At 45.0% G+C, this 19852-nt stretch carries 14 protein-coding genes; 2 read left to right on the forward strand and 12 right to left on the reverse strand.

Going from position 1 to position 19852, the window contains the following annotated elements:
* From BLW60_RS16880 to BLW60_RS12975, 9 genes are all read right to left on the reverse strand, one after another.
* The coding region (locus tag BLW60_RS16880) for a hypothetical protein (protein ID WP_074718078.1) at nucleotides 1-1022 on the reverse strand (1022 nt) is incomplete at its 3' end.
* Between the two features lie 218 nt (nucleotides 1023-1240).
* Entirely contained in the window at nucleotides 1241-4534 is a 3294-nt protein-coding gene (locus BLW60_RS12945; protein ID WP_074718080.1) for an AAA family ATPase, read from the reverse strand.
* The gene (locus tag BLW60_RS12950; protein ID WP_074718082.1) at nucleotides 4531-5667 is read right to left on the reverse strand and encodes an exonuclease SbcCD subunit D; all 1137 of its coding nucleotides are present in this window, start codon (nucleotides 5665-5667) and stop codon (nucleotides 4531-4533) included. The genes BLW60_RS12945 and BLW60_RS12950 overlap by 4 nt, the downstream gene beginning before the upstream one ends.
* 278 nt (nucleotides 5668-5945) lie before the next feature.
* Nucleotides 5946-6785, reverse strand: coding sequence for a hypothetical protein (locus tag BLW60_RS12955; protein WP_139283422.1), 840 nt, complete (start codon nucleotides 6783-6785; stop codon nucleotides 5946-5948).
* A gap of 10 nt (nucleotides 6786-6795) precedes the next feature.
* On the reverse strand, nucleotides 6796-7884 hold the full coding sequence (locus BLW60_RS12960; RefSeq protein WP_074718086.1) for a DUF4367 domain-containing protein: 1089 nt from the start codon (nucleotides 7882-7884) through the stop codon (nucleotides 6796-6798).
* Between the two features lie 32 nt (nucleotides 7885-7916).
* Nucleotides 7917-8390, reverse strand: coding sequence for an RNA polymerase sigma factor (locus BLW60_RS12965; protein ID WP_074718087.1), 474 nt, complete (start codon nucleotides 8388-8390; stop codon nucleotides 7917-7919).
* A gap of 199 nt (nucleotides 8391-8589) precedes the next feature.
* A complete protein-coding gene (locus BLW60_RS16885; RefSeq protein WP_207645946.1) occupies nucleotides 8590-8769 on the reverse strand; it encodes a hypothetical protein in 180 nt (59 codons plus the stop codon).
* Complete coding sequence (locus tag BLW60_RS12970) at nucleotides 8770-9213, reverse strand: GNAT family N-acetyltransferase (protein ID WP_074718089.1); 444 nt, start codon at nucleotides 9211-9213, stop codon at nucleotides 8770-8772.
* Between the two features lie 110 nt (nucleotides 9214-9323).
* Nucleotides 9324-10529: an RtcB family protein gene (locus BLW60_RS12975; protein WP_074718091.1), complete on the reverse strand. Its 1206-nt coding sequence runs from the start codon at nucleotides 10527-10529 to the stop codon at nucleotides 9324-9326.
* 534 nt (nucleotides 10530-11063) lie between these two features.
* Here BLW60_RS12975 and BLW60_RS12980 point away from each other — a divergent pair.
* Nucleotides 11064-12644 carry a flotillin family protein gene (locus tag BLW60_RS12980; RefSeq protein ID WP_074718093.1) on the forward strand — a complete coding sequence of 527 codons (1581 nt, stop codon included), beginning with the start codon at nucleotides 11064-11066 and terminating at the stop codon, nucleotides 12642-12644.
* Between the two features lie 276 nt (nucleotides 12645-12920).
* Nucleotides 12921-13781 carry an AraC family transcriptional regulator gene (locus BLW60_RS12985; RefSeq protein ID WP_074718095.1) on the forward strand — a complete coding sequence of 287 codons (861 nt, stop codon included), beginning with the start codon at nucleotides 12921-12923 and terminating at the stop codon, nucleotides 13779-13781.
* Nucleotides 13782-13817: 36 nt separating this feature from the next.
* Here BLW60_RS12985 and BLW60_RS12990 read toward each other — a convergent pair whose 3' ends face one another.
* From BLW60_RS12990 to BLW60_RS13000, 3 genes are all read right to left on the reverse strand, one after another.
* Nucleotides 13818-15347, reverse strand: a complete 1530-nt coding sequence (locus tag BLW60_RS12990; RefSeq protein ID WP_139283423.1) for a hypothetical protein — start codon at nucleotides 15345-15347, stop codon at nucleotides 13818-13820.
* Between the two features lie 35 nt (nucleotides 15348-15382).
* Nucleotides 15383-15862, reverse strand: a complete 480-nt coding sequence (locus BLW60_RS12995; protein WP_081348261.1) for an RNA polymerase sigma factor — start codon at nucleotides 15860-15862, stop codon at nucleotides 15383-15385.
* 240 nt (nucleotides 15863-16102) lie between these two features.
* The coding region (locus BLW60_RS13000) for an endo-1,4-beta-xylanase (RefSeq protein ID WP_074718101.1) at nucleotides 16103-19852 on the reverse strand (3750 nt) is incomplete at its 5' end.

The raw sequence follows: 19852 nt of genomic DNA on the forward strand, positions 1-19852 counted from the left end.
GGCTTCTCGTCCTTTTTGATGTCCTCGGACTTCTTCTCCTCTGCCTTAGTATCAGCCTTTGGCGCAAACGTGCTCTTTTCCTCTGACTTCTTCGCACTGTCATGCTTCCTGTCGTCCTTTTTAGGAGCAAACAAGCTGTTGTCCCTGATACTGTCATGCTTTATATCAAGCATTTTGTCAAGCTTGACGGGCGCAGGTGAAGTATCAACCTTTTTCTTATTGCTAAAGTCCTCTTTTTCAGTATCCTTGAACTTCTGCTTCTGGGACTCGGGAATAGAATCCATTATCTTCTGCGCAAGCTCATTGCCGTCATCTGTGCTAACTGCTTTTTCCTTCTTCTTGTCATTTGGCTTTATATCAGCAGGCTTGTTATCAGTCTTTGGCGCGAATTTCGTCTCAGCAGGTTTATTGCCCAAACTTGGCGCATGGATCGTACCAAGTGGCTTGTTTTCTGCCTTCGGAGCATGGATCGCACCGATCGGCTTATTCTCAGCCTTTGGTGCAGGCTTGGCTTCAGCAGGCTTATTCTCAGCCTTTGGTGCAGGCTTTGCCTCAACTGGCTTATTTTCAGCCTTTGGTGCTGGCTTTGCCTCAGCTGGCTTGTTTTCAGCCTTTGGCGCAGGCTTTGCCTCAACTGGCTTATTTTCAGCCTTTGGTGCTGGCTTTGCCTCAGCTGGCTTGTTTTCAGCCTTTGGTGCTGGCTTTGCCTCAGCTGGCTTGTTTTCAGCCTTTGGCGCAGGCTTTGCCTCAACTGGCTTATTTTCAGCCTTTGGTGCTGGCTTTGCCTCAGCTGGCTTGTTTTCAGCCTTTGGCGCAGGCTTTGCCTCAGCTGGCTTATTCTCAGCCTTTGGCGCAGGCTTGGTTTCTGTATTGGCGTTCTGACTTGCCTTAACAGCCCTAACCTTGACTTTTACGACTTTTCCCTTTCGCTGGGTTTTATCACCGTTTTCAGCACAATAAGGACAAGTCTTATATTTATCAGCATCGTAAAGATGCTTCTCAGGACATCTTGTCATTTTCATTCTGTTATCCTCCATAGGGATTTTCTCTGGATCTATATTATTACAATACAGAATTATACATTAATTATAGCATTTCTCCGACTAAAAATCAATAAACCAGTTCATCATCTGGTAAATTTTGTGAAAAATAACGGTGTTAAACCTTGATATAGTCTCTAAACTTCGGATTTTCCGCTTGCACTAAGATATGTATTTAGACAAAATGCACAAAGCAATGATCACACTATCAATTCCGCACGGCTGCCGCCGTCTCTTTCCTTACGAACTACGATCTGCTTGTCGATACGCTGTTTGAGTGCCTGTACATGGGAGATTATACCCACAAGCCTGTTGCCCTCGGAAAGTGTGTTAAGTGCCCTCATTGCCTGTTCTATAGAGTTTTCATCGAGAGAACCGAATCCCTCGTCAACGAACATGGTATCGAGCTTTATTCCGCCTGCCGAGCACTGTATCTCGTCAGAAAGACCAAGTGCAAGTGAAAGTGATGCCTTGAAAGACTCTCCGCCTGAAAGCGTCTTAACGCTTCTCGTCGAGCCATTGTAATGGTCGATAACATCAAGTTCAAGTCCAACCTGCGCACGTTTGTCCTCATACTCCGTGCGTCTTACAAGGGTGTACTGCCCCTCGGACATGACTTTCAATCTCTCATTGGCACGGGCGATTATCCTGTCGAAATACGCTGTCTGTATATAAGTCTCAAGCATGAACTTGCTCTGCTCGGACAGCTTGCCGTTTGCGGTATCAGCCAGATTTCTCACCCATTTATAGCGTTCCTCAAGCTCCGCAAGCTCAGACGAGCCGCCCTTGATATTTTCAAGTGCAGTCCTGTTCATAGTGAGCTGAGTATGCAGCTTTCTCAGCTTTTCGGTGAGCTTTGACTTTTCTTCGGTAAGCCGTGTCCTTTCTGCTACCTCCGAAGCACTGTCCATATCGCCCAGACTATCGAGCTGTTCGGTAAGCTGTTTGAGCTTTCCTGCCTCCTCCGAGCACTGCTTCTCAATGCCTTTCATAGCCTGCTCTGCCGCTTCAAAGGACTTTCGTATCTCATTGATACGCTTCTGAAGTGAGTCCGCATACATTGCAGCTTCTTTTCCGCTTTCAAAATGCAGCCTTTTCTTCAGCTCAGCCATACGCTCCGAAAGCTCGCTGAGCCTGCTCTCTCCAGCAGCCTTTGCCGCTGTATGATCGGTTATGCTCTGTATCTTTTCTGAGATATCCTTCTCACACTCAGGGATAAGCTCTTCAAGCTCTTTCCTGTGAGCTGCCTTTTTCTGTTCCTCGGCAAGCTCCGCGCTGTTCTGTACGAGCTGACCGTTAAGTCTTATTTTCTCTGAGGTTATCATACTGCGGATATCTCCCGCTGCTTCTCCGCAAATGATCTCATTCGCCTTTTTCTCAGCATCGCTGCGCTTCTGCTTTGCTTCGCCCTCAGTCCTGTCTCTTACGCCGCGAAGCTCCGTCAGCTTCTTGTCGGTCTCTGCAATAGCGGTAAGAATACCTGCCGCCTGCTTCTCCTTTGAAGCGATATCCTGAGTAAGCTTATCACGCTCCGCAATAAGGTTTTCGATCTCGGTTATCTTCTTTTCAAGCTCATTTCTCTCGCTGCCGCAGTTTATCAGCTCATGCTCGCATCGCTGCGCCCACTTGTCACTGCCGCAGCCCAGGAACTCATTTGCATTGTCCGCAAGCTTCCTTTCAAGCTCCTCCGCTTTTCCCTTTAACGCAGAAGCCGCTGAACTGCGCTTTTCCGCCTCTGCTCTTGCTCTGTCAGCTTTTTCTTTCAGTTCCTCAAGCTCATTCTCCGAGGGAGCTTTCACCTGCTTTTTGGCAGGTGCAGGATGCTCACAAGAACCGCATACAGGACAGGGCTCACCGCTTTTCAGTCCTGCCGCAATAACTCCTGCCTGATCGTCAAGGAAAGCCCTGTAGTTGCTTTCATAGTCAGCCACTATCTTTTCGGCGATATCAGCAGCTTCCTTATAGGCTGAAACTGCTTTCTTATGGTCACTGCGGCACTTCTTCCACGCCTCTATATCCTCTGAAAGCTTTTTCAGCTGATCCTGACGCTTTATGAGGTTTTCCTCTTCACGAAGCAGCTTTTCGCGCTCTTCACCGCATTTTTCAAGCTCACTTCTGCGCTTTTTGGCTTTTTCAGTCTCGGCACAGAGCATCTCGCTTTTTTTCATAAGTCTGTCATGCTCAGCCTGCTCTTCTTTCAGTTCAGCCTCGGCTTTTTTCACATCGGCTTCGATCTTTTCACATTCCCCGATCATTTCGGAGAGCTTTTCAAGCTCCTCACCGCGCTTTTCAAGCTTTTCACGCTGAGAGCTCAGCTCAACTGTTTTTTCACCCGTACCTTCAAGTGAAGAAAGCTCCACCTTTATCTGTTCAAGCTTCGTCTCAGCAGCTTCCTTTGATTCCACTGCTTTGATAAGAAGCTCTGTATTTTCCGCAATATCCCTTTCAGTCTCCGATGCAAGTCTCTTGTTTTCCGCTATCTTGCTGTATTCGGGTATCTCCGCATCTACACGGGCAAGCTCCGAGGTTATCCTTTCAAGCTCGGACTTACGCTCGTTTTCCTTTTCAAGCTCCTCGGCAAGAAGCTTACGGCGATGCTGCAATTCACTGAGCATATTTGAAGTCTTTTCGTGCTCGGCAGCTGCCTTTTCTCTCGCCTCAGCCTTTGCGATACGCGCATTGACTTCCGCAAGCTTTTCGTCAAGCTCCTCGCTCTCACGGGTACATACCTCCGCCCTTGCCTTGTCACGAACAATGAGCTTTTCCACGATTTCGCAGATATATTCAACAGGCGGCAGCTCCTCTTTGAGCTTTGTTACTTCCTCGGCGTACTCATCGTCCTCACCGCATACTATGCCGCCAACGTACTGATTTATGCTGCCGCGGTGACTTTCACAGGCGTTTCTCAGCGCACTGCTCTCCTGTTTCAGTGTCTCCTGCAAGGTCTGATAGTTCTTGGTCTTGAAGATATGACGCAATATCTCGCGGCGCTGCCCCGTATCCTCGGTTATGAGCTTCATGAAGTCGCCCTGCGCTATCATGGCTATCTGCTTGAACTGCTTCTCGGTAAGACCTATGACATCTTTAACAGCCGCGTCAACGTCTCTTATTCCCGAAACTGCTTTCCCGTCGGGATATGTGAACACAACATTTGCAGGCTCTTGTGCAACTCCGCCGCCGCGTTTTGCTCTGCGGGTATATTCGGGATTTCTGTTCACTTTGTATATCTTGCCGCTGTATTCAAAATCAAGCTCAACGTATGTCGGAGTGTCAAGAGAAGCATACTTCGACCTGAGCATACTGTCGTCATCGCGGTTAGTGCCGCTTGCACTGCCGTAAAGAGCGTATGTGACCGCATCGAAGATAGTGGTCTTGCCTGCGCCCGTATCGCCTGTGATAAGGTACAGCCCTTTACTGCCGAGAGAGTCCAGATCAAGTACTGTCTTGCCAGAATACGGACCAAATCCCGATATTTCAAGTCTTACAGGTCTCATTCTTCGCCCTCCCATATCTTTTCTATGAGCGACTGCATCAGTTCACGCTGCTGCTCACTCATTTCCCTGCCGTTGCTGAATTCATAAAACTCCTCAAATAGCTCTATAGGCAGCTTATCCTCTGGTCTTGCAGCCGCCATGCTGCCATGCTCGCTCCTTGTACGGCTGTTGTCATATTCAAGGCTCATTATGTTGGGATATACCGTTCTCAGCTTACCCATAGCCTCGGGGATATCCTCCTCATCGGTAAGAACGATATGGATATAATCGTTCACATCGCCCTCGCTGCTGACTTCCTTTGATATAACTTCATCAAATGCACCGCGTATAATGCGCATATCTCTCCTCGGTGAAAGCGGAACTGTCCTTACATCAAGTCTGCCCTTTTCGCGCATTTCAACTACAGTTACAGACTTTTCCTGCTCCGCCTCCGAGAATGAGTATTTCAGCGGAGTGCCGCAGTATCGTATCCTCTCGCTTCCCACGTTCTGCGGACTGTGGATATGTCCGAGAGCAACATAGTCAAAGCCGTCAAAAGCCGACGACTCCACATTGTCGATACCGCCTACGGACACTTCCTCGGAGTCGCTTTTCATGGCACCTGTCACGAACTGGTGAGCTATGATTATATTCCGCCTTGTAAAATCCACATTCATTGCATCTACAGCCGCATTTACCGCATCTGTATAGCTTTCTACAACAGTATGGGGAAAGTATCTGCGCACAGTCACAGGCTTGATGAAAGGCAGCATATACACTCCGAAGTCGCCATACTTATCATGCAAAACTGTAGGAACAATATTCCCGTCGAACACAGGTGACATATGTATGCCGCTTTTCTCCATTATATGCGAACCAAAGGCAATACGCTCAGCCGAATCGTGATTGCCGCTTATAACGAATATATGTCCCGTACGCTCTGCCGCCTTAGTGAGAAATGCGTCAAAAAGGTGTACCGCCTCAGCCGAGGGAACTGATTTGTCATAGATATCCCCTGCGATTATGATAAAATCAGGCTCTTCCTCGGATATTATGCTGTATATCTCCTTTAGTATAAAATCCTGATCCTCTGTCATGGAAAACTCATTGAGCCGCTTTCCGAGATGAAGGTCGGACAAATGTATGAATTTCATTTCAAAACCTCCTGTTATAGAGCTTTTATACCGTGCCGAAAACACCTGTTCACTTTAATTATACAAACTTTAACGCAAAGTGTCAACGAAGAAAATGTAAAAAAATCCCTGTCCAAGTGCTGCGGACAGGGATAAATGGAGAAATGTATATACAAGACACGGAACAGCTGTGTGACTGTCCGTGCAGAAGCTTTTCAGATAGGCAAAACCCCAATTACATTCTGCCTGCTCCTTCAGAGATATCTTCTGATAAGCCCCCAATACAAAGCTATGCGATATCAGCTGTTCTTTGCCTTTTTGCTGTAGAGGAAAAGTGCAGCTGCACCTGCACTGCATAGTGCAGTAAATTCCAGTACAGGCGGTCTGTCACCGGTTTTCGGCGAATTTGCTGCTGTTGTGGTTGCAGCATCTTTGGTTTTAGCCGTAGTTACAGCCTTTTTAGCGGCATCTGTAGTTCTTGCCGCTGTTGAAGTACTTGCTCCCGCAGCGTAGATACCGTTCATAGCCGAAGCCGTACTTGCAGGAACGCCTGTAGTCTTAGTTGTAAGTTTTGATGTAGTTTTTGAAGTTGCCTTTGATGTTGAAGTAGTTGTCACCTTTCTTGTGGTAGTCGTAGTAGTGACAGGTCTTGCAGTAGTCGTGGTGATAACAGGTTCAGCCTCTACCCATACTGCCGATGAAACATTGACAGCGGTCTGAGTCCTTACACTATCGTCACCGTATGTTCTTCCGTTTGCATAGTGGACACAGGATATCCTGTAATAATAACCTCCGCGGACTTTCAGCCTTAGTCCGTTGAGATTGTGGTATTTCGTGTCTGTTCCCGTATGGTCGCCGTAAGTATATTCATCATACCAGTTCTCGCCGTCGCTGCTGAACTGTACGACTATATTCTTGAAGCCCACCTCTTTCATCTTTCCCGATACCTGAGTTTTTGCAGTTACATCAAGATATCCTTCTTCATATGAAGAACATTTCAGGGAACATTTCTCAATAAGTCCTATAGCATTTTCATACTGTTCATATACACTGTTGTCGACCGATGCGGCTTTCATCTGAACTGGTGCATACATTAGCATAACGCCCAAGCAGGCAGCTGTGATGTATTTTAGTTTCATACCGCTGCCCTCACTTCTTTATGAATTCCGAGGGATACGGAACAAAGCCCATTGCAGCCTCTGCCCATACATTTCTGTAGAGTCCCGTGCCATGAAGAGTATAAACTGTATTATCCTTTACGAACACTATGGTAGTGCCATAGCCCTCATCAATAACGATACCTTTCAGTTGATCGCTTTTGAAGGTCTCATATTCGTATTCATCGCTTGGTATGAGCACATCAGGCATACGATCGGCAGATATATACTCCTCGATTATGATATCAAGAGAGTTGCTGCCGTCAGTAAAGGTGAAGTACATATCCTTCGAGTCATTCATCTGCTCAAAGTGATATTCGTCAAGTGTAAGGTCTTCGAGGTTGTATGGCAAAGTTTCGGGATAGCACGGATAGATGTCGTGCTCCTCACACTTCGTAAGTATCTCTCTTGCCATATCTCTTGAATATTCGTCACAGTTCTCGATGATCCTGTCAACAGTACCCGAACTTCCGGGAGTAGGAACTGTTGCAGAACCGCCTGATGATGACGGCTGAGCTATAGTGGTCTGTGTAGCCGAAGGTACCGTAGTAATGCCATAAGTACCTGCACTTGCTGCCCATGTCTCTGTAGCAGTTGTTGTTGTCGTTTCCGTTGCCAATGTACCTGTCGGCATAAATGTACCTGTTGTGACCATTGGCGGCATTGTAGTTGTTATAGGATCATCAGCTTCAATGTCTCTCAATTCGTTAAGGTCAACGCTGAAGCCCGATTTTGCTATCTTCATTACTGTCTCGACGACGTTTGCGCCGAAGGTGTTAATGGTGTAGATGTTTGCTGCGATGCAGATGACAAAGCAGGCTGCGAGGATAGCTGTCCATTTGCGCAGCTGTATGATCCGTCCGCGTTTTTTCCTTGCACTTGCTTCTCCGAGGACTTTGTCCGCAGAAACAGGCTTCGGAACTTTTTCGTCATTAATACTGATAACAGCATCGGTGATTTCCTTAATGGCATCAAGATCACGCTCCTCTAACGGCTTTGAAAGCTCCTCATCAAGAAGCCTCTGAAGGTCTTCAAGCATCTGATTGTCCGAAAGCTTATCGGAGATCAGTTTATCTTTCAATATTATCACTCCTTGTTTATGGTAGACAGTATTCATTCTGCGGCACGAAGTTTCTTCTTTATCTTATGTACCTTCCTGTAAAGTGCAGGAAGGGATATCCCCAGTTTTTTTGCCGCCTCTGTACGTTGTCCGTAATCGCTGTCGTAATATATCTCCAGAAGCTGCCTTTCTTCTGGTTCCAGAATGTCCAGCGGACTGTCGGATACTTCCGTAAATCCGCCGCTGTCAGCGATATTCATTGCCTCGGGACTGTCCTCGATACTCACAGCAGACGGCGGACTTTTCCGCACGAATGTCTTTATAACGTTATCTGCCGTTCTGTAGAGCCACAGCCTTATATTGTCCGTTTCGTCAAGCCTTTCATGCTTTGAGAAAAAGACCACAAAGACCTCCTGTGTGCAGTCCTCTGCGGAATGATGACTGTATCCGAGCTTTGCGTAGCAGTAGCTGAATATTTCCCGATAGTATTTCTCGATTATCAGCGTGCAATGTTCAGGCTCTATCAACAGTCTCACTTCCTTCCGTCGATAAGCTTCTGTAATATAAATGTCGCCAAAAGGCTAACTTTTTTTCTCAAAGCCTCATCTTTGTACGCCTGCACAAAAACTGCGGCACTAATTTGGATATTATTGCCGCAGTTTCCAAACATATTTTATTGTATCATCTTACCATGAGTTTGTCAATCGAAATACAGCTATTTTACTGTTATTCATCGAAATTCTCAGGGTGTTTCGGCTTGCGCCTGTAGCGTCTTTTGTCAGTATCCACCGTTTTTGTAGCAGGATCAACTCCGTTCCAGCTGCCGCGCTTTGCGGAGTCTATCTTCTTTTTCTCCTTTTTGCTCATTTTGTCATAAGACACGAATTTATCCATTATTTCCTCCATTCACAGTGATATCACGAACAGCTGATCTTTACCGCCGTATATGGACTCAAAGTCGCCCATATAGCTGAAACCGTACTTTTCGTACAGTCCCTTTTCGCCGCTCATGATATACACCTTGTCATATCCGATAGTTTTTGCGTACTCAAGAGCTGCTCCTATCATCTTCTCCGATATCCTCTTGCCTCTGTGAGCCTCGTCAACAAACACGAAGCCTATTAGCGGAGTGTAGGGATACTTCGGCAAAAGCTCGTCCTTTTCGGTAAGAGTGCAGAAGCCCACAGGCTCGTCATCTTCAAAGGCAGCAAATACTCGCTCCCAGACCTTGAAAAAGTCCTTTCTCATGAGCTTAGCAAGGTTCTTTCCTGCACTCCACGAGCATTTCTCGGCAAAAGCCGCAGTTCTCTCCCATTTTTCATGGGCGCTTGTTATTGTATATATTTCCATATTTCACCTTTAAAATAGTTTAAAGTTGAGAATTGAGAGTTGAGAGTTATAATATAAATGAAGCAAACAATTTAACTCTCAACTCTTCACTCTGAACTCTCAACTTGTTTTTACTCCTCTCCTGCCTTGAAGTTGTAGACAGGCTTGATGATCTCGTTTATCTCCACAGTATCGCCGATATTGTCCACGATATCCTCCATTGACTTATAAGCCATAGGGCACTCGTCAAGAGTCTGCGCGTTTACAGATGTAGTGTAGATACCGTCCATCTGCTTCTTGAATTCAGACACTGTGAAGCTCTGCTTTGCCTGTGAACGGGACATAAGTCTGCCTGCACCGTGAGGAGCCGAGCAATTCCAGTCGGGATCGCCCTTGCCTGTACAGATGAGACTTCCGTCACGCATATTTATAGGTATGAGAAGCTTCTCACCTGCCGCTGCCGAAACAGCTCCCTTTCTGAGTATCATGGTATTGGTGTCAATATAATTATGTATAGTCGTGAACTGCTCCACAACGTGCAGATGCATACCCTTGATGATCTCGTCCATCATAGCCTGACGGCTGAGCATAGCGAACTGCTGAACTATTTTCATATCGTGGATATACTGATCGAACAGCTCACCCTCACAGTATGCAAGGTGCTTGGGGATATCTGTGGTTTTTGTGTTTTCCAGCTTTTTAAGCTCCGACTGTATCTGCTTCTGCTTGCCTTCAGCTTTAAGCCGCGCAATAAGCTCACTGACCTCCTTATCGGAGCTTTTATTGAGCCGTCTGTAGGCTTCATTCTGGTAGTATTTTGCCACCTCGACACCGAGATGACGTGAGCCTGAGTGGATAACGATATAAATACTGCCGTCCTCGCCCTTATCTGCTTCGATGAAGTGATTTCCGCCGCCGAGAGTACCGATACTCTTTTCAGCACGAAGCGGGTCGATATGCTTGTAGCAGTAAAGCTCCGTAAGGTCTATCCTCTCGCAGTAGCGGTGTGGCTTCTCTCTGATCGAAAATCCCGAAGGTATCTTCTCATAGATAAGCTTGTCCAGCTTCTGCAATTCGATATGTTTCTCTTTCAGTCTTACTGTCTCCATTCCGCAGCCGATATCTACTCCCACAAGATTAGGTATCACCTTATCCGTGATAGTCATTGTAGTACCGATAGTGCAGCCTGCACCTGCATGGACATCAGGCATTATCCTGATCTGAGAACCTGCACTCATGGGCTGACTGCAAAATGCTATGATCTGTGAAACAGCGTCCTGTTCGATCACTTCCGTAAAGACCTTGGCTGAATTGTATTTTCCGTTTAAAACGATCATAATTTTCCTTTCCGAGCCTGCCCGAGCGCATAAAAAAAGCACTCCCGCAGGAGTGCATAATGCTCTTTATACGCAAAAGCTCAGCACATGGCTGAACACTTCGGGCAAACTCCATGCTTTTCTGTTGTGATATTAAATTCTGACATCTGATAATTTTTTGTAAATATGGTCATGGTGTTCACCGTCCTTTCATAGAATATGGATTTATTATAATAGTCAAAGTTTTCAAAGTCAAGCTGTATAAAAAACTGTAACCAAACTGTAATAATTAGCCGAAGAGGATAAAAAGCACCTAAAAATCACGCTTGAAGTTCCTGAAACTATTCAAAAGGTTCATATGAACTTATTTTCTTAAATATATCTTCTGTTCATTATGCACAAAACACATATATAATCTATACGAAGTGTATTTTTTGTCGCCTATTGACATAAAAGAAAAAATAATATATAATTACATCATGCAGTTGAAACGAGTCAGCTGCTGTAAATATTATGTGCTCCGCATAAGCACAGCATCATGATATGGAGGTTTATATGTTCGATGATGTTAACTGGGGAGTTGTTCTTCCCGCTGCAATAGGTATTATCCTACTTCTTATAATTATTTTCACAGGTTACATAAAAGCTCCCCCGGATACCGCTTATATCATCTCAGGTCTGAGAAAAAAGATCATAATCGGTAAGGCGAGCATTCGTATACCTTTCTTTGAGCGTGTCGACAAGCTGAAGCTTCAGCTCATAGCTGTTGACGTAAAGACTTCAAGTGCTGTTCCTACAGCAGACTATATCAACATCAATGTTGACGCAAACGTTAACGTAAAGGTAAGCAGTGACCCGACTCTCATAAAGCTGGGTGCTGAAAACTTCCTTAACAAGGATACCGCTTACGTTGCAAAGGTCGCAAGAGAGGTTCTCGAAGGTAATATGCGTGAGATCGTTGGTCAGATGTCCCTTGAGGCAATGGTCAATGACCGTAAGGCATTCGCTGAAAAAGTTCAGGAAAATGCTGCTCCCGACCTTAACAGAATGGGACTTGAGATAGTTTCCTTCAACGTTCAGAACTTTACCGACGACCAGAACCTTATCGAAAATCTCGGTATCGACAACACCACAAAGATCCAGAAGAAAGCTGCTATCGCACGTGCTGAATCCGAAAAGGAGATCGAGATCGCCAAGGCTCAGGCTAAGAAAGAAGCTAACGACGCTAAGATACTTGCAGAGACCGAGATCGCTCAGAAAAACAACGAACTCGCTATCCGTCAGGCTGAGCTCAAAAAGGAAGCTGATACACAGCTTGCTATCGCTGATGCAGCTTATGAGATCCAGCGCGAGGAACAGCGTAAGTCTATTGAGGTATCAAAGGCTAACGCTAACATCGCTGCTTCCGAAAAGGACGTAGAACTCAAGGCTCGTCAGGCAGAAGTAACTGAAAAGGCTCTCGAAGCTCAGATCAAGAAAAAGGCTGAAGCTGACCGCTACAAGGCACAGCAGGAAGCCGATGCAAAGCTCTATCAGCTCAAGAAAGAAGCCGAGGCAGACCGTTTCCAGCGTGAGCAGGAGGCTGAGGCTCAGAAGGCTGAAGCTGAAGCTCAGAAGTTCGCCAAGATGCAGGAAGCTGAAGGTATCGCTGCCGTAGGTAAGGCAGAGGCTGACGCTATCCGTGCAAAGGGACTTGCTGAGGCTGAAGGTATCAACGCTAAGGCTGAGGCTATGAAAAAATACGGTGAAGCTGCTATCCTCGAAATGTACTTCAAGGCTCTGCCTGAGGTCGTTAAGAATGCTGCTACACCTCTGTCACAGGTTGACAAGATCACAATGTACGGCGACGGAAACTCCAGCAAGCTGGTTGGTGATATCATTGGTTCTACCACAAAGGTAACTGATGGTCTCTCAGCTGCAACAGGCGTTGACCTCAGAGATCTGCTGGCTGGTTTCCTCGGCGGCAAAAAGGCTGCATCAACAGCTTCTGACGAGTCTGAAAACTCTGATGACGCTGACGAATACGTATACAACTACGAAGAAAACAGAGATACACAGGCTGATGCTTCTGACTCTGACGGTTATCAGTACTATACTGAGCTTGATACAGACGACGATAACTCACCTGAATCGTAACAAATTTAGCAAAAAACGTTATCCCCCTGATGATATGCGGTCATCAGGGGGATATTTTGTTACCCATTTGTAATTCATCTGTAATTGGTACTTCCATATTGCGCAAAATTTGATTAGTCGCTTTGTATAGTTTTCACAAAGTTACACAAAAACCATTTACAAAAGTCGTCATATAGATTATAATGGTATTAGAATTATTGAATAAACAATGACCTATGATAGCAATATTTGGTCACAAGCCTCTGCAATAGTAATGTCAGAGGGGGGGTATTTAAAATGATAAAACATCTTTCAGGAGACTTTGAGACTGTCGAGTATGACACCAAAAAATATGCCATGCTCTATGACAATGTCCAAAACGAAGAATATCCTATTCACTGGCATAATGCTGTAGAATTTATTATGCCTCTGAAAAATGAGTATACGGTAAGGGTAAACGGCATTGACTACAAGATCCCCGAAAACGATGTTCTCATCGTTCCACCGGGTGAGCTTCACGGTATGCCTGCTATTCCGGGAAGACGTATAATCTTCCAGTGCGATAACAGTATCCTCGGCGAGATATCTGCCCTCGAACCTGTTATGCGCTCTCTTAATTCGCCTGTGCTCATTAATATGGATATGGACAAAGAGCTCCATGTGCTTGCGAAGAAAACAATGCTCGATATACTTTCGCTGTATACCTCAAATTCAGAACTGGCTGATGTAAAGATATACGTAAAGGTCATCGAATTGTTTATGGCTCTCCGCGAGTACCAGCTTGAACAGCAAAAACTCGTTATGGACTGTGATGACGATAAGATAGACGAATACAGTGAAAAGTTCGGTACTGTCCTCAAGTATATCGACAATAACTATATGTACGATATCACGCTTGACCAGCTTGCCGATGTTGCAGGCTACAGCAAATACCACTTCTCACGTATCTTCAAGCAGTATAATTCAATGTCGTATTTGCAGTACATAAACGCAAGACGTACAAAGGCTGCCGAGCTTCTTCTCCTTGATCCGGGAATACCGATCACAGACGTTGCTATGCGTTCGGGCTTCAAGAGTCTGACCACGTTCAATCGTATCTTCAAGGAGATAAAACACTGTACGCCAACAGACTTCAAAAAACTATATGCACTTAGATAAAGAAACCGCACATCGTTATGATGTGCGGTTTTTATTTTATCCTAAGATATCATAAAGGAAATCTAACTGTTCTGCGTCATGTAACCTATATATCTTTGTCTCAAATCCATGTTTACCGTAAGTGTCATAATGTACTGCAATAAACTGTCTGTCATATGAAAAGTCCAGATCCTTAAATGTGTTATCCCCACATATCATTATGAAGTTATTTCCGAATGACTCGCAGAATTCCTGAGAACCGAATCCTTTCCACATATCAGGCACAAGATCCTCATTCTTCAGCTCATGTGTCTCAAAATACTGCTTCAGCTTGTCGATCTGCTCATCAGTAAGCTCCTCTTTTTCCCAATCATAATTCACATACTTATTTAAAGTAATATCATTGTCCGTATTACTGAGGTCCTCCAAAACAGAAGATAACGGAGCGTCAGCCTCTTCTTCAAGTTCAACGGGCGCGTCATCGGGACAGCGGAAATCGTCTGGGATAATTGTTCCAAACATATCACAGATCTTTACACCGAAGTTCATATCTTCACACTTATAGAATTTCCAGTCATCATCAACAATAGTATCTCCGTCATATGTCACGCTGTAGATGCAGGCTGTATTTCGGAAATCAGCCGAAATATAGTTTACTGTTGAGCCCTCTGTATACCTGATAGTCAGGTTGTTTCTGTTTGGCTGTACAGCCCAGCCGTAATAATTAATAGTACCGTCAAATTCGTACCATGTCTGAGATTCAAAGAGTTCTGCAAGCTGATCATACTGTTCCTGTGTAGGAGTCTGGTAATCAAGGGTATAAGGTGATATCTCGTAATCCGTAGCGAGCAGATCAGTAAACGGCGACTTTTCACATAATTCAGGAGTTATAGTATTATCGTCTGTATTATTGTCTGTATCATCACCTATTATATACCTAATACCTTTGTCAAAAGCTTCAAAATCAATTCGAGTGATCTTTCGGTATTTAGGCTCATTTATTCCCTGTACTTTATCGTCATTAGGTAATTCTGCATAAACTGCATATCCCATTTCGCAGACGCCGAGATAGTACGTCACATTATCTTTTTCCCATTGAAAAATATACATAGAATAATCCGTGGTTTCCAGATCTTCATCAGTAAGATCATCAAAAGTTATTTCATCGCCCCAATCAAAGTTATTGAGATAAGCTGCAACTTTCTCATTTTCTTCACTGCTTAGCTGTAATGGTTCAATTTGATTATCATTGCCTTTGCCTCTTGAAACCACAAAATCATATGTAGTGAAATCTCCGAACGGACTTATTTCAGTCTTAACCTCTTCAACAAGCTCTGTAGTCTCTGTCTCTGTAGCAGGTACGCTTCCGTTTCTGTTGAGCAGATAACCTGTTGTACCTATACCGCCTGCAATGACCGCACAGGCTGCAACAGCACTTATACTGCGCAGGAGACGATTTTTCGGCTTGATTCTCTCGGCTGTGAATACATGATCTGTATATTCGTCATTATCTGTTTTGCTTATGGATTTATTTCTCACTGAGTTTTCACACGCAGCGATTATTCTTTCTTTTGTATCTTTAGGCATTTTGATTTTCTCCAATTCATTTTTCAAATTATTTGTCATGCTACAACATACTCCTTTCGGTATTTTTCTTTCAGCAGCTTTCTTCCCCTCGAAAGGCGCATTTTTACTGCCGAAACACTTATCCCGGTAATTTCGGATATCTGATCTATTTTATAGTCCTCAACATAATACAGTACAAGGATCAACCTGTATTTTTCATCAAGCTCTGACAAAGCTTCAAGTATCCCGCTGTCATTCTTCTCGATGAAATATCCTTGTAAAAGCTCTTCGCTTTCTGTTTTATGTCTTTGACGATACCTCAGCATATCGCGGCATTTATTTGTGGCTACAGTGATGAGCCATGCTTTTTCATGATCTGCACTGTCAAATGCAACTGTTCTCTGCACAAGTTTTATAAATGTTTCCTGCACAGCGTCCTCTGCATCGGCAGTATTTTTTAGCATAACGAGACATATTCTGTACAGCATATCGCCGTATTTCTCGACCGCCTCGCGAGCGCAGCCGTTTGTAAGCAATATCTTCAGCTCCTTTCACTATAAACACGTACCGAAAATCAAAATGGTCACATTGAATTATACCATATATGAAATACAAAAGCAAACTCCGTTTATAGCATATTCAAATAAAAATGAAAAGACAGCCGATGGAAACCGACTGCCTTTCAGGGGATATTAAAATTTGGAGAAATCTTAATTAAGATGTGCCGACCACCGATTCTGTGATCGGCACATGATTTTTTAATACAATCGCATCAATTAAGCTCTTGTATGAACCTGACCGCCTGCAAGTGTCTTGCCGTGAGCCTTAGCCATCTCAGATATGCTTACGTTCTGGTAACCATTCTGTGCGAGCCATGGAAGAACCTGTTCCATAGCTGCTGCTGTTGTAGCATAGTTCTCGTGGCAAAGTACGATAGCACCTTCAAGTGAACCGTTCTGTGCAGCCTGCTTGATTGTATTTACGATATCATTTGTTGAAGCATTGTTCCAGTCCTTTGTATCGATTGCACAGCTGATGAGCGGAATGTCATAGAGTGCTGACTGAACTGTACCGTTGCTCTCAAGATAAGGTAATCTCATAAGGTGTGAAGGCTCAGTGCCAATGATGCCCTTGAGCTTGCTGTTGCACTGCTCCCACTCACTTCTGATCTGCTGTGAACCAAGCTGACCGAGGTGTGGATGAGTCTGAGTGTGGTTAGCAACTTCCATGCCTTTTTCAAACTCATACTTGATCTGCTCGTTTGTCTTGATCCAGCTGCCTACATTAAAGAATGTAGCTGTCATGTTGTTCTTAGCAAGCGCATTGATGATTCTGTATCCGGGATCATTTGTGCTTGTTGCTGATGCACCATCGTCGAATGAGATAGCGCAGAGTTTCTTTGACTTATCAACTGTAGGTGTAGTACCTGTCTGACCTGTCTGTCCGGTCTGACCTGTCTGACCTGTGCTGCCGCCTGTTACATTAAGTGTGAGCTTTGATACGTTAGCCTTACCGCTGCTCTCCCAACCTTCTACGTTGAGTGCAACTTCTGTGAGGTTACCGATATTCCAACCAGCGTCTGCCCATGCCTTGAAGTGATCTGATACTGTGATAGTACCTGATGTTCTCTTAGACTTACGAACGCTGAAGTACTGCTTGAAGTTTCTTGACTGGTTGTCAAGGATTGTAGGACCATAGTGATCGAGTGTGAATATTTCATACTCAGCACCGTCGATCGTTACAGTCTTGCTGCCGCCCTGAGCTGTTGGACGCCAGTTTACCCAGTCCTCAATGATGTAGTACTCTACGAGAGGATCTGTCATCCAACCGTATACGCAGAGTCTTGAGTTACCCTGTGAGCTTGCTGAATAGTCAGCTGCGTAATCCATTACGATCTTACCGCAGTCTGTAGCCTTCTTTGTACGGTCAAAGTCCATACCGCGACGAGCGAGGAAGTTACCTGAGCTTACCTGTGCGCTCCACTCTGTGTTGAATGTACCGCCGCTGCCGAGAGTCATTGAACCGCTTCCGCCTTTATTGTCAAGCCAGATCTCGTAGCTGTAGCCATCGCTTGTGCCCTTGTACTGGTTCTTGCCATTACCAACGCTGAGCTTCTCTCCGCTTATTGTAGGAGCCTTTGTTGTTGTAGTTGTAACAACCTTTGTAGTTGTTGTAGTTGTAGCCTTCTTAGTTGTAGTAGTTACAACAGGTGGATTTATAATGCTCTCTGCATAGCTCTCAGGAAGTGACTTAACAAGACCTAAGAGGAACTTCTGGATTGTCAGAGCGTCGTTTGTTGTAACACCGCCGCCTGCCTGATTTACGTCTGCGTTAGCAGCCTGTGCATCAGTAAGCGCATACTTGTTCGGATTTGCAAGTGACTGCATAATAAGAACTACGTCACCCATATCAACTGTGCCGTCCTTATTAGCGTCGCCCCACTTGGAAACCTTAGCCTCGAGTGCAACCTTAGGATCTACAGTTGTAGTTGTAGTTGCAGGCTTTGTGGTTGTTGTAGTGGTAGTGGTTGTAGTTGTAGTAGTTGCCTTTTCCATTTCAGCAGAATACTTATCAAGTATCTTGATAATGTCATTGTAGAATGACTTAGGCTGATAGTTAGCAAATGGAAGTGGTGAACCACCGTTTTCACGATATCTCCAGCTTCTCTCATCAGTTGTGCCCCAGAGAGTTACGCATGAGATATTCTTAGCGTGCTTAGCGATAACCTCAAAGATCTGAGGATAAAGCTTATCGTTAGAACCTGTGCTGTTTGTGATATCAAGCTCTGTTACCTGAACATCAAGACCGAGGCTCTCAAACTTCTTGATAGCTGTCTCGTACTCACTTGCTGAAGGATATCTTGAATCAAGGTGTGACTGCATACCGATACCATCGATGTAGTCGCCCTCAGCCATAACCTTCTTAGCCATGTTGTAGAGATCGTTTGTCTTTGCGCTCATGTACTCGTTATAGTCGTTGAGGTAGAGCTTAGTTGTCTTAGGAGCATACTGTCTTGCATACTTGAATGCGTTGATAACGAAGCTGTCGTTACCGTATACTCTTACCCAACCTGAGTTGCTTGCTGGTCTCATTCCGCCGCCGTCGTTAACGAAGAGCTCGTTACATACGTCGTAAGAATGGAGCTTAAGGTTAGGATAATTCTGCTTGATAGCAGCGAATGTATTCTTGATCATGCTCTCGAGACGCTTGTTCATTCTATCAGCAGATACGTCTCTGCCGTTCTCCTGGAACAGTGAGTTAGGAGTCTGGCTGTACCAAACAAAGGTATGACCACGAACACCGATTCCGTTCTGCTCTGCGAACTTGAGGATAGGATCAGCATTTCTGAGGCTGATGTTTACATTATCGCCGTTTACGCCTGCTACGATTGAATCAGGCTTCATTTCGTTCTCACAGGTTACTGAGTTGTAGTTCTGCTTGATGAAGTTCTGTCCCTGTGATGTATTGATCTCACCTGCACTTACAGAAGTACCGAGTCTGAATAACGGACCTGCGTGATCCTTGAATCCGCTGCCACCCTTCTTATATGTGTAGTCAAGATTCTGATGCGCTGCAACGCCTTCGCCTGATGGTACAGGTGTTGAGTCGCCGCCGGGTGTAGGTGTAGGAGTTGAGCTTTCACTTACTGTACCGCCGCCTGTCTTAACAGATGAAGCCTTGCCTGACTCAGATACCTGAACTGCATCAATGTAGAAGTCGCAAAGATCACCAGAATCCTGAGGTGTCTCGATATAAAGGATCATATCACCTGAATTTTCAGGGATAGTGAACTTTGTATTTTCAAGCTTTGTCCACTCATTGCTCTTTGCGTCAGCTGTTGCAATGCTTGTATATGAAGCACCGTTGCCGTCGCCCTGCTGGAGTGACATCTGCATTGTTACTGTCTTTCCTGACTTCTGAAGTACTGCTGTACTGAAGCTGTATGTCTGACCCGGAACAAATGCGCCTGAATCAAGAGATATTGCGCAGCCGTTCCATTCCTGGCCTCTGCCTGAAACATAGAGTGACTTGCTGCCGTCATAGTAGTCGCTTGAGTCAGTTGCAACTGTTGCATCGCCTCTGCCTGTCCAGTTGTCCTTACCACTCTCGAATGTACTTGTGAAGTAGTTACCATTTGCGTCAGCCTTTACTGTCTGTACAGGTGTTGTTGTGCCCGGATTCGGATTGTCACCGAGACCGTTCTCGTAAACTCTTACGCTCTTTACATTAGCAGATCCGTTTGATCTGTAACCTTCGATATTGAGTGATACTTCGTAAAGTGTACCAGACATATCAAGACCTGCCTTTGACCATGCATCAAAGTGCTTGCCGACATGGATAGTACCGCTCATCTTGTTCATCTGGTTATTAGCTGAACCACTCGTCTTACGAATGCTCCAGTACTGTGGGAATGTTGCTGTACCGTCAAGTGATGGCTGGTTGTAACGCATTGTCTTAGCAATGTCGTATGTGTTTCCGTCAAGAGTTACTGTACCCTTGCTCTCTGCGCCATTTCCGGGTGGTCT

The organism is Ruminococcus flavefaciens (genome assembly GCF_900108555.1).
Classification (GTDB): domain Bacteria; phylum Bacillota; class Clostridia; order Oscillospirales; family Ruminococcaceae; genus Ruminococcus; species Ruminococcus flavefaciens_P.

What these genes read in the sequence shown, in the direction of transcription:
- BLW60_RS12990 (WP_139283423.1), bottom strand. Translation starts at nt 15,347, where the DNA reads ATGCCTAAAGATACAAAAGAAAGAATAATCGCTGCGTGTGAAAACTCA.
- BLW60_RS12955 (WP_139283422.1), bottom strand. Translation starts at nt 6,785, where the DNA reads ATGAAACTAAAATACATCACAGCTGCCTGCTTGGGCGTTATGCTAATG.
- BLW60_RS12975 (WP_074718091.1), bottom strand. Translation starts at nt 10,529, where the DNA reads ATGATCGTTTTAAACGGAAAATACAATTCAGCCAAGGTCTTTACGGAA.
- BLW60_RS12980 (WP_074718093.1), top strand. Translation starts at nt 11,064, where the DNA reads ATGTTCGATGATGTTAACTGGGGAGTTGTTCTTCCCGCTGCAATAGGT.
- BLW60_RS12950 (WP_074718082.1), bottom strand. Translation starts at nt 5,667, where the DNA reads ATGAAATTCATACATTTGTCCGACCTTCATCTCGGAAAGCGGCTCAAT.
- BLW60_RS12945 (WP_074718080.1), bottom strand. Translation starts at nt 4,534, where the DNA reads ATGAGACCTGTAAGACTTGAAATATCGGGATTTGGTCCGTATTCTGGC.
- BLW60_RS12985 (WP_074718095.1), top strand. Translation starts at nt 12,921, where the DNA reads ATGATAAAACATCTTTCAGGAGACTTTGAGACTGTCGAGTATGACACC.
- BLW60_RS16885 (WP_207645946.1), bottom strand. Translation starts at nt 8,769, where the DNA reads ATGGAGGAAATAATGGATAAATTCGTGTCTTATGACAAAATGAGCAAA.
- BLW60_RS12970 (WP_074718089.1), bottom strand. Translation starts at nt 9,213, where the DNA reads ATGGAAATATATACAATAACAAGCGCCCATGAAAAATGGGAGAGAACT.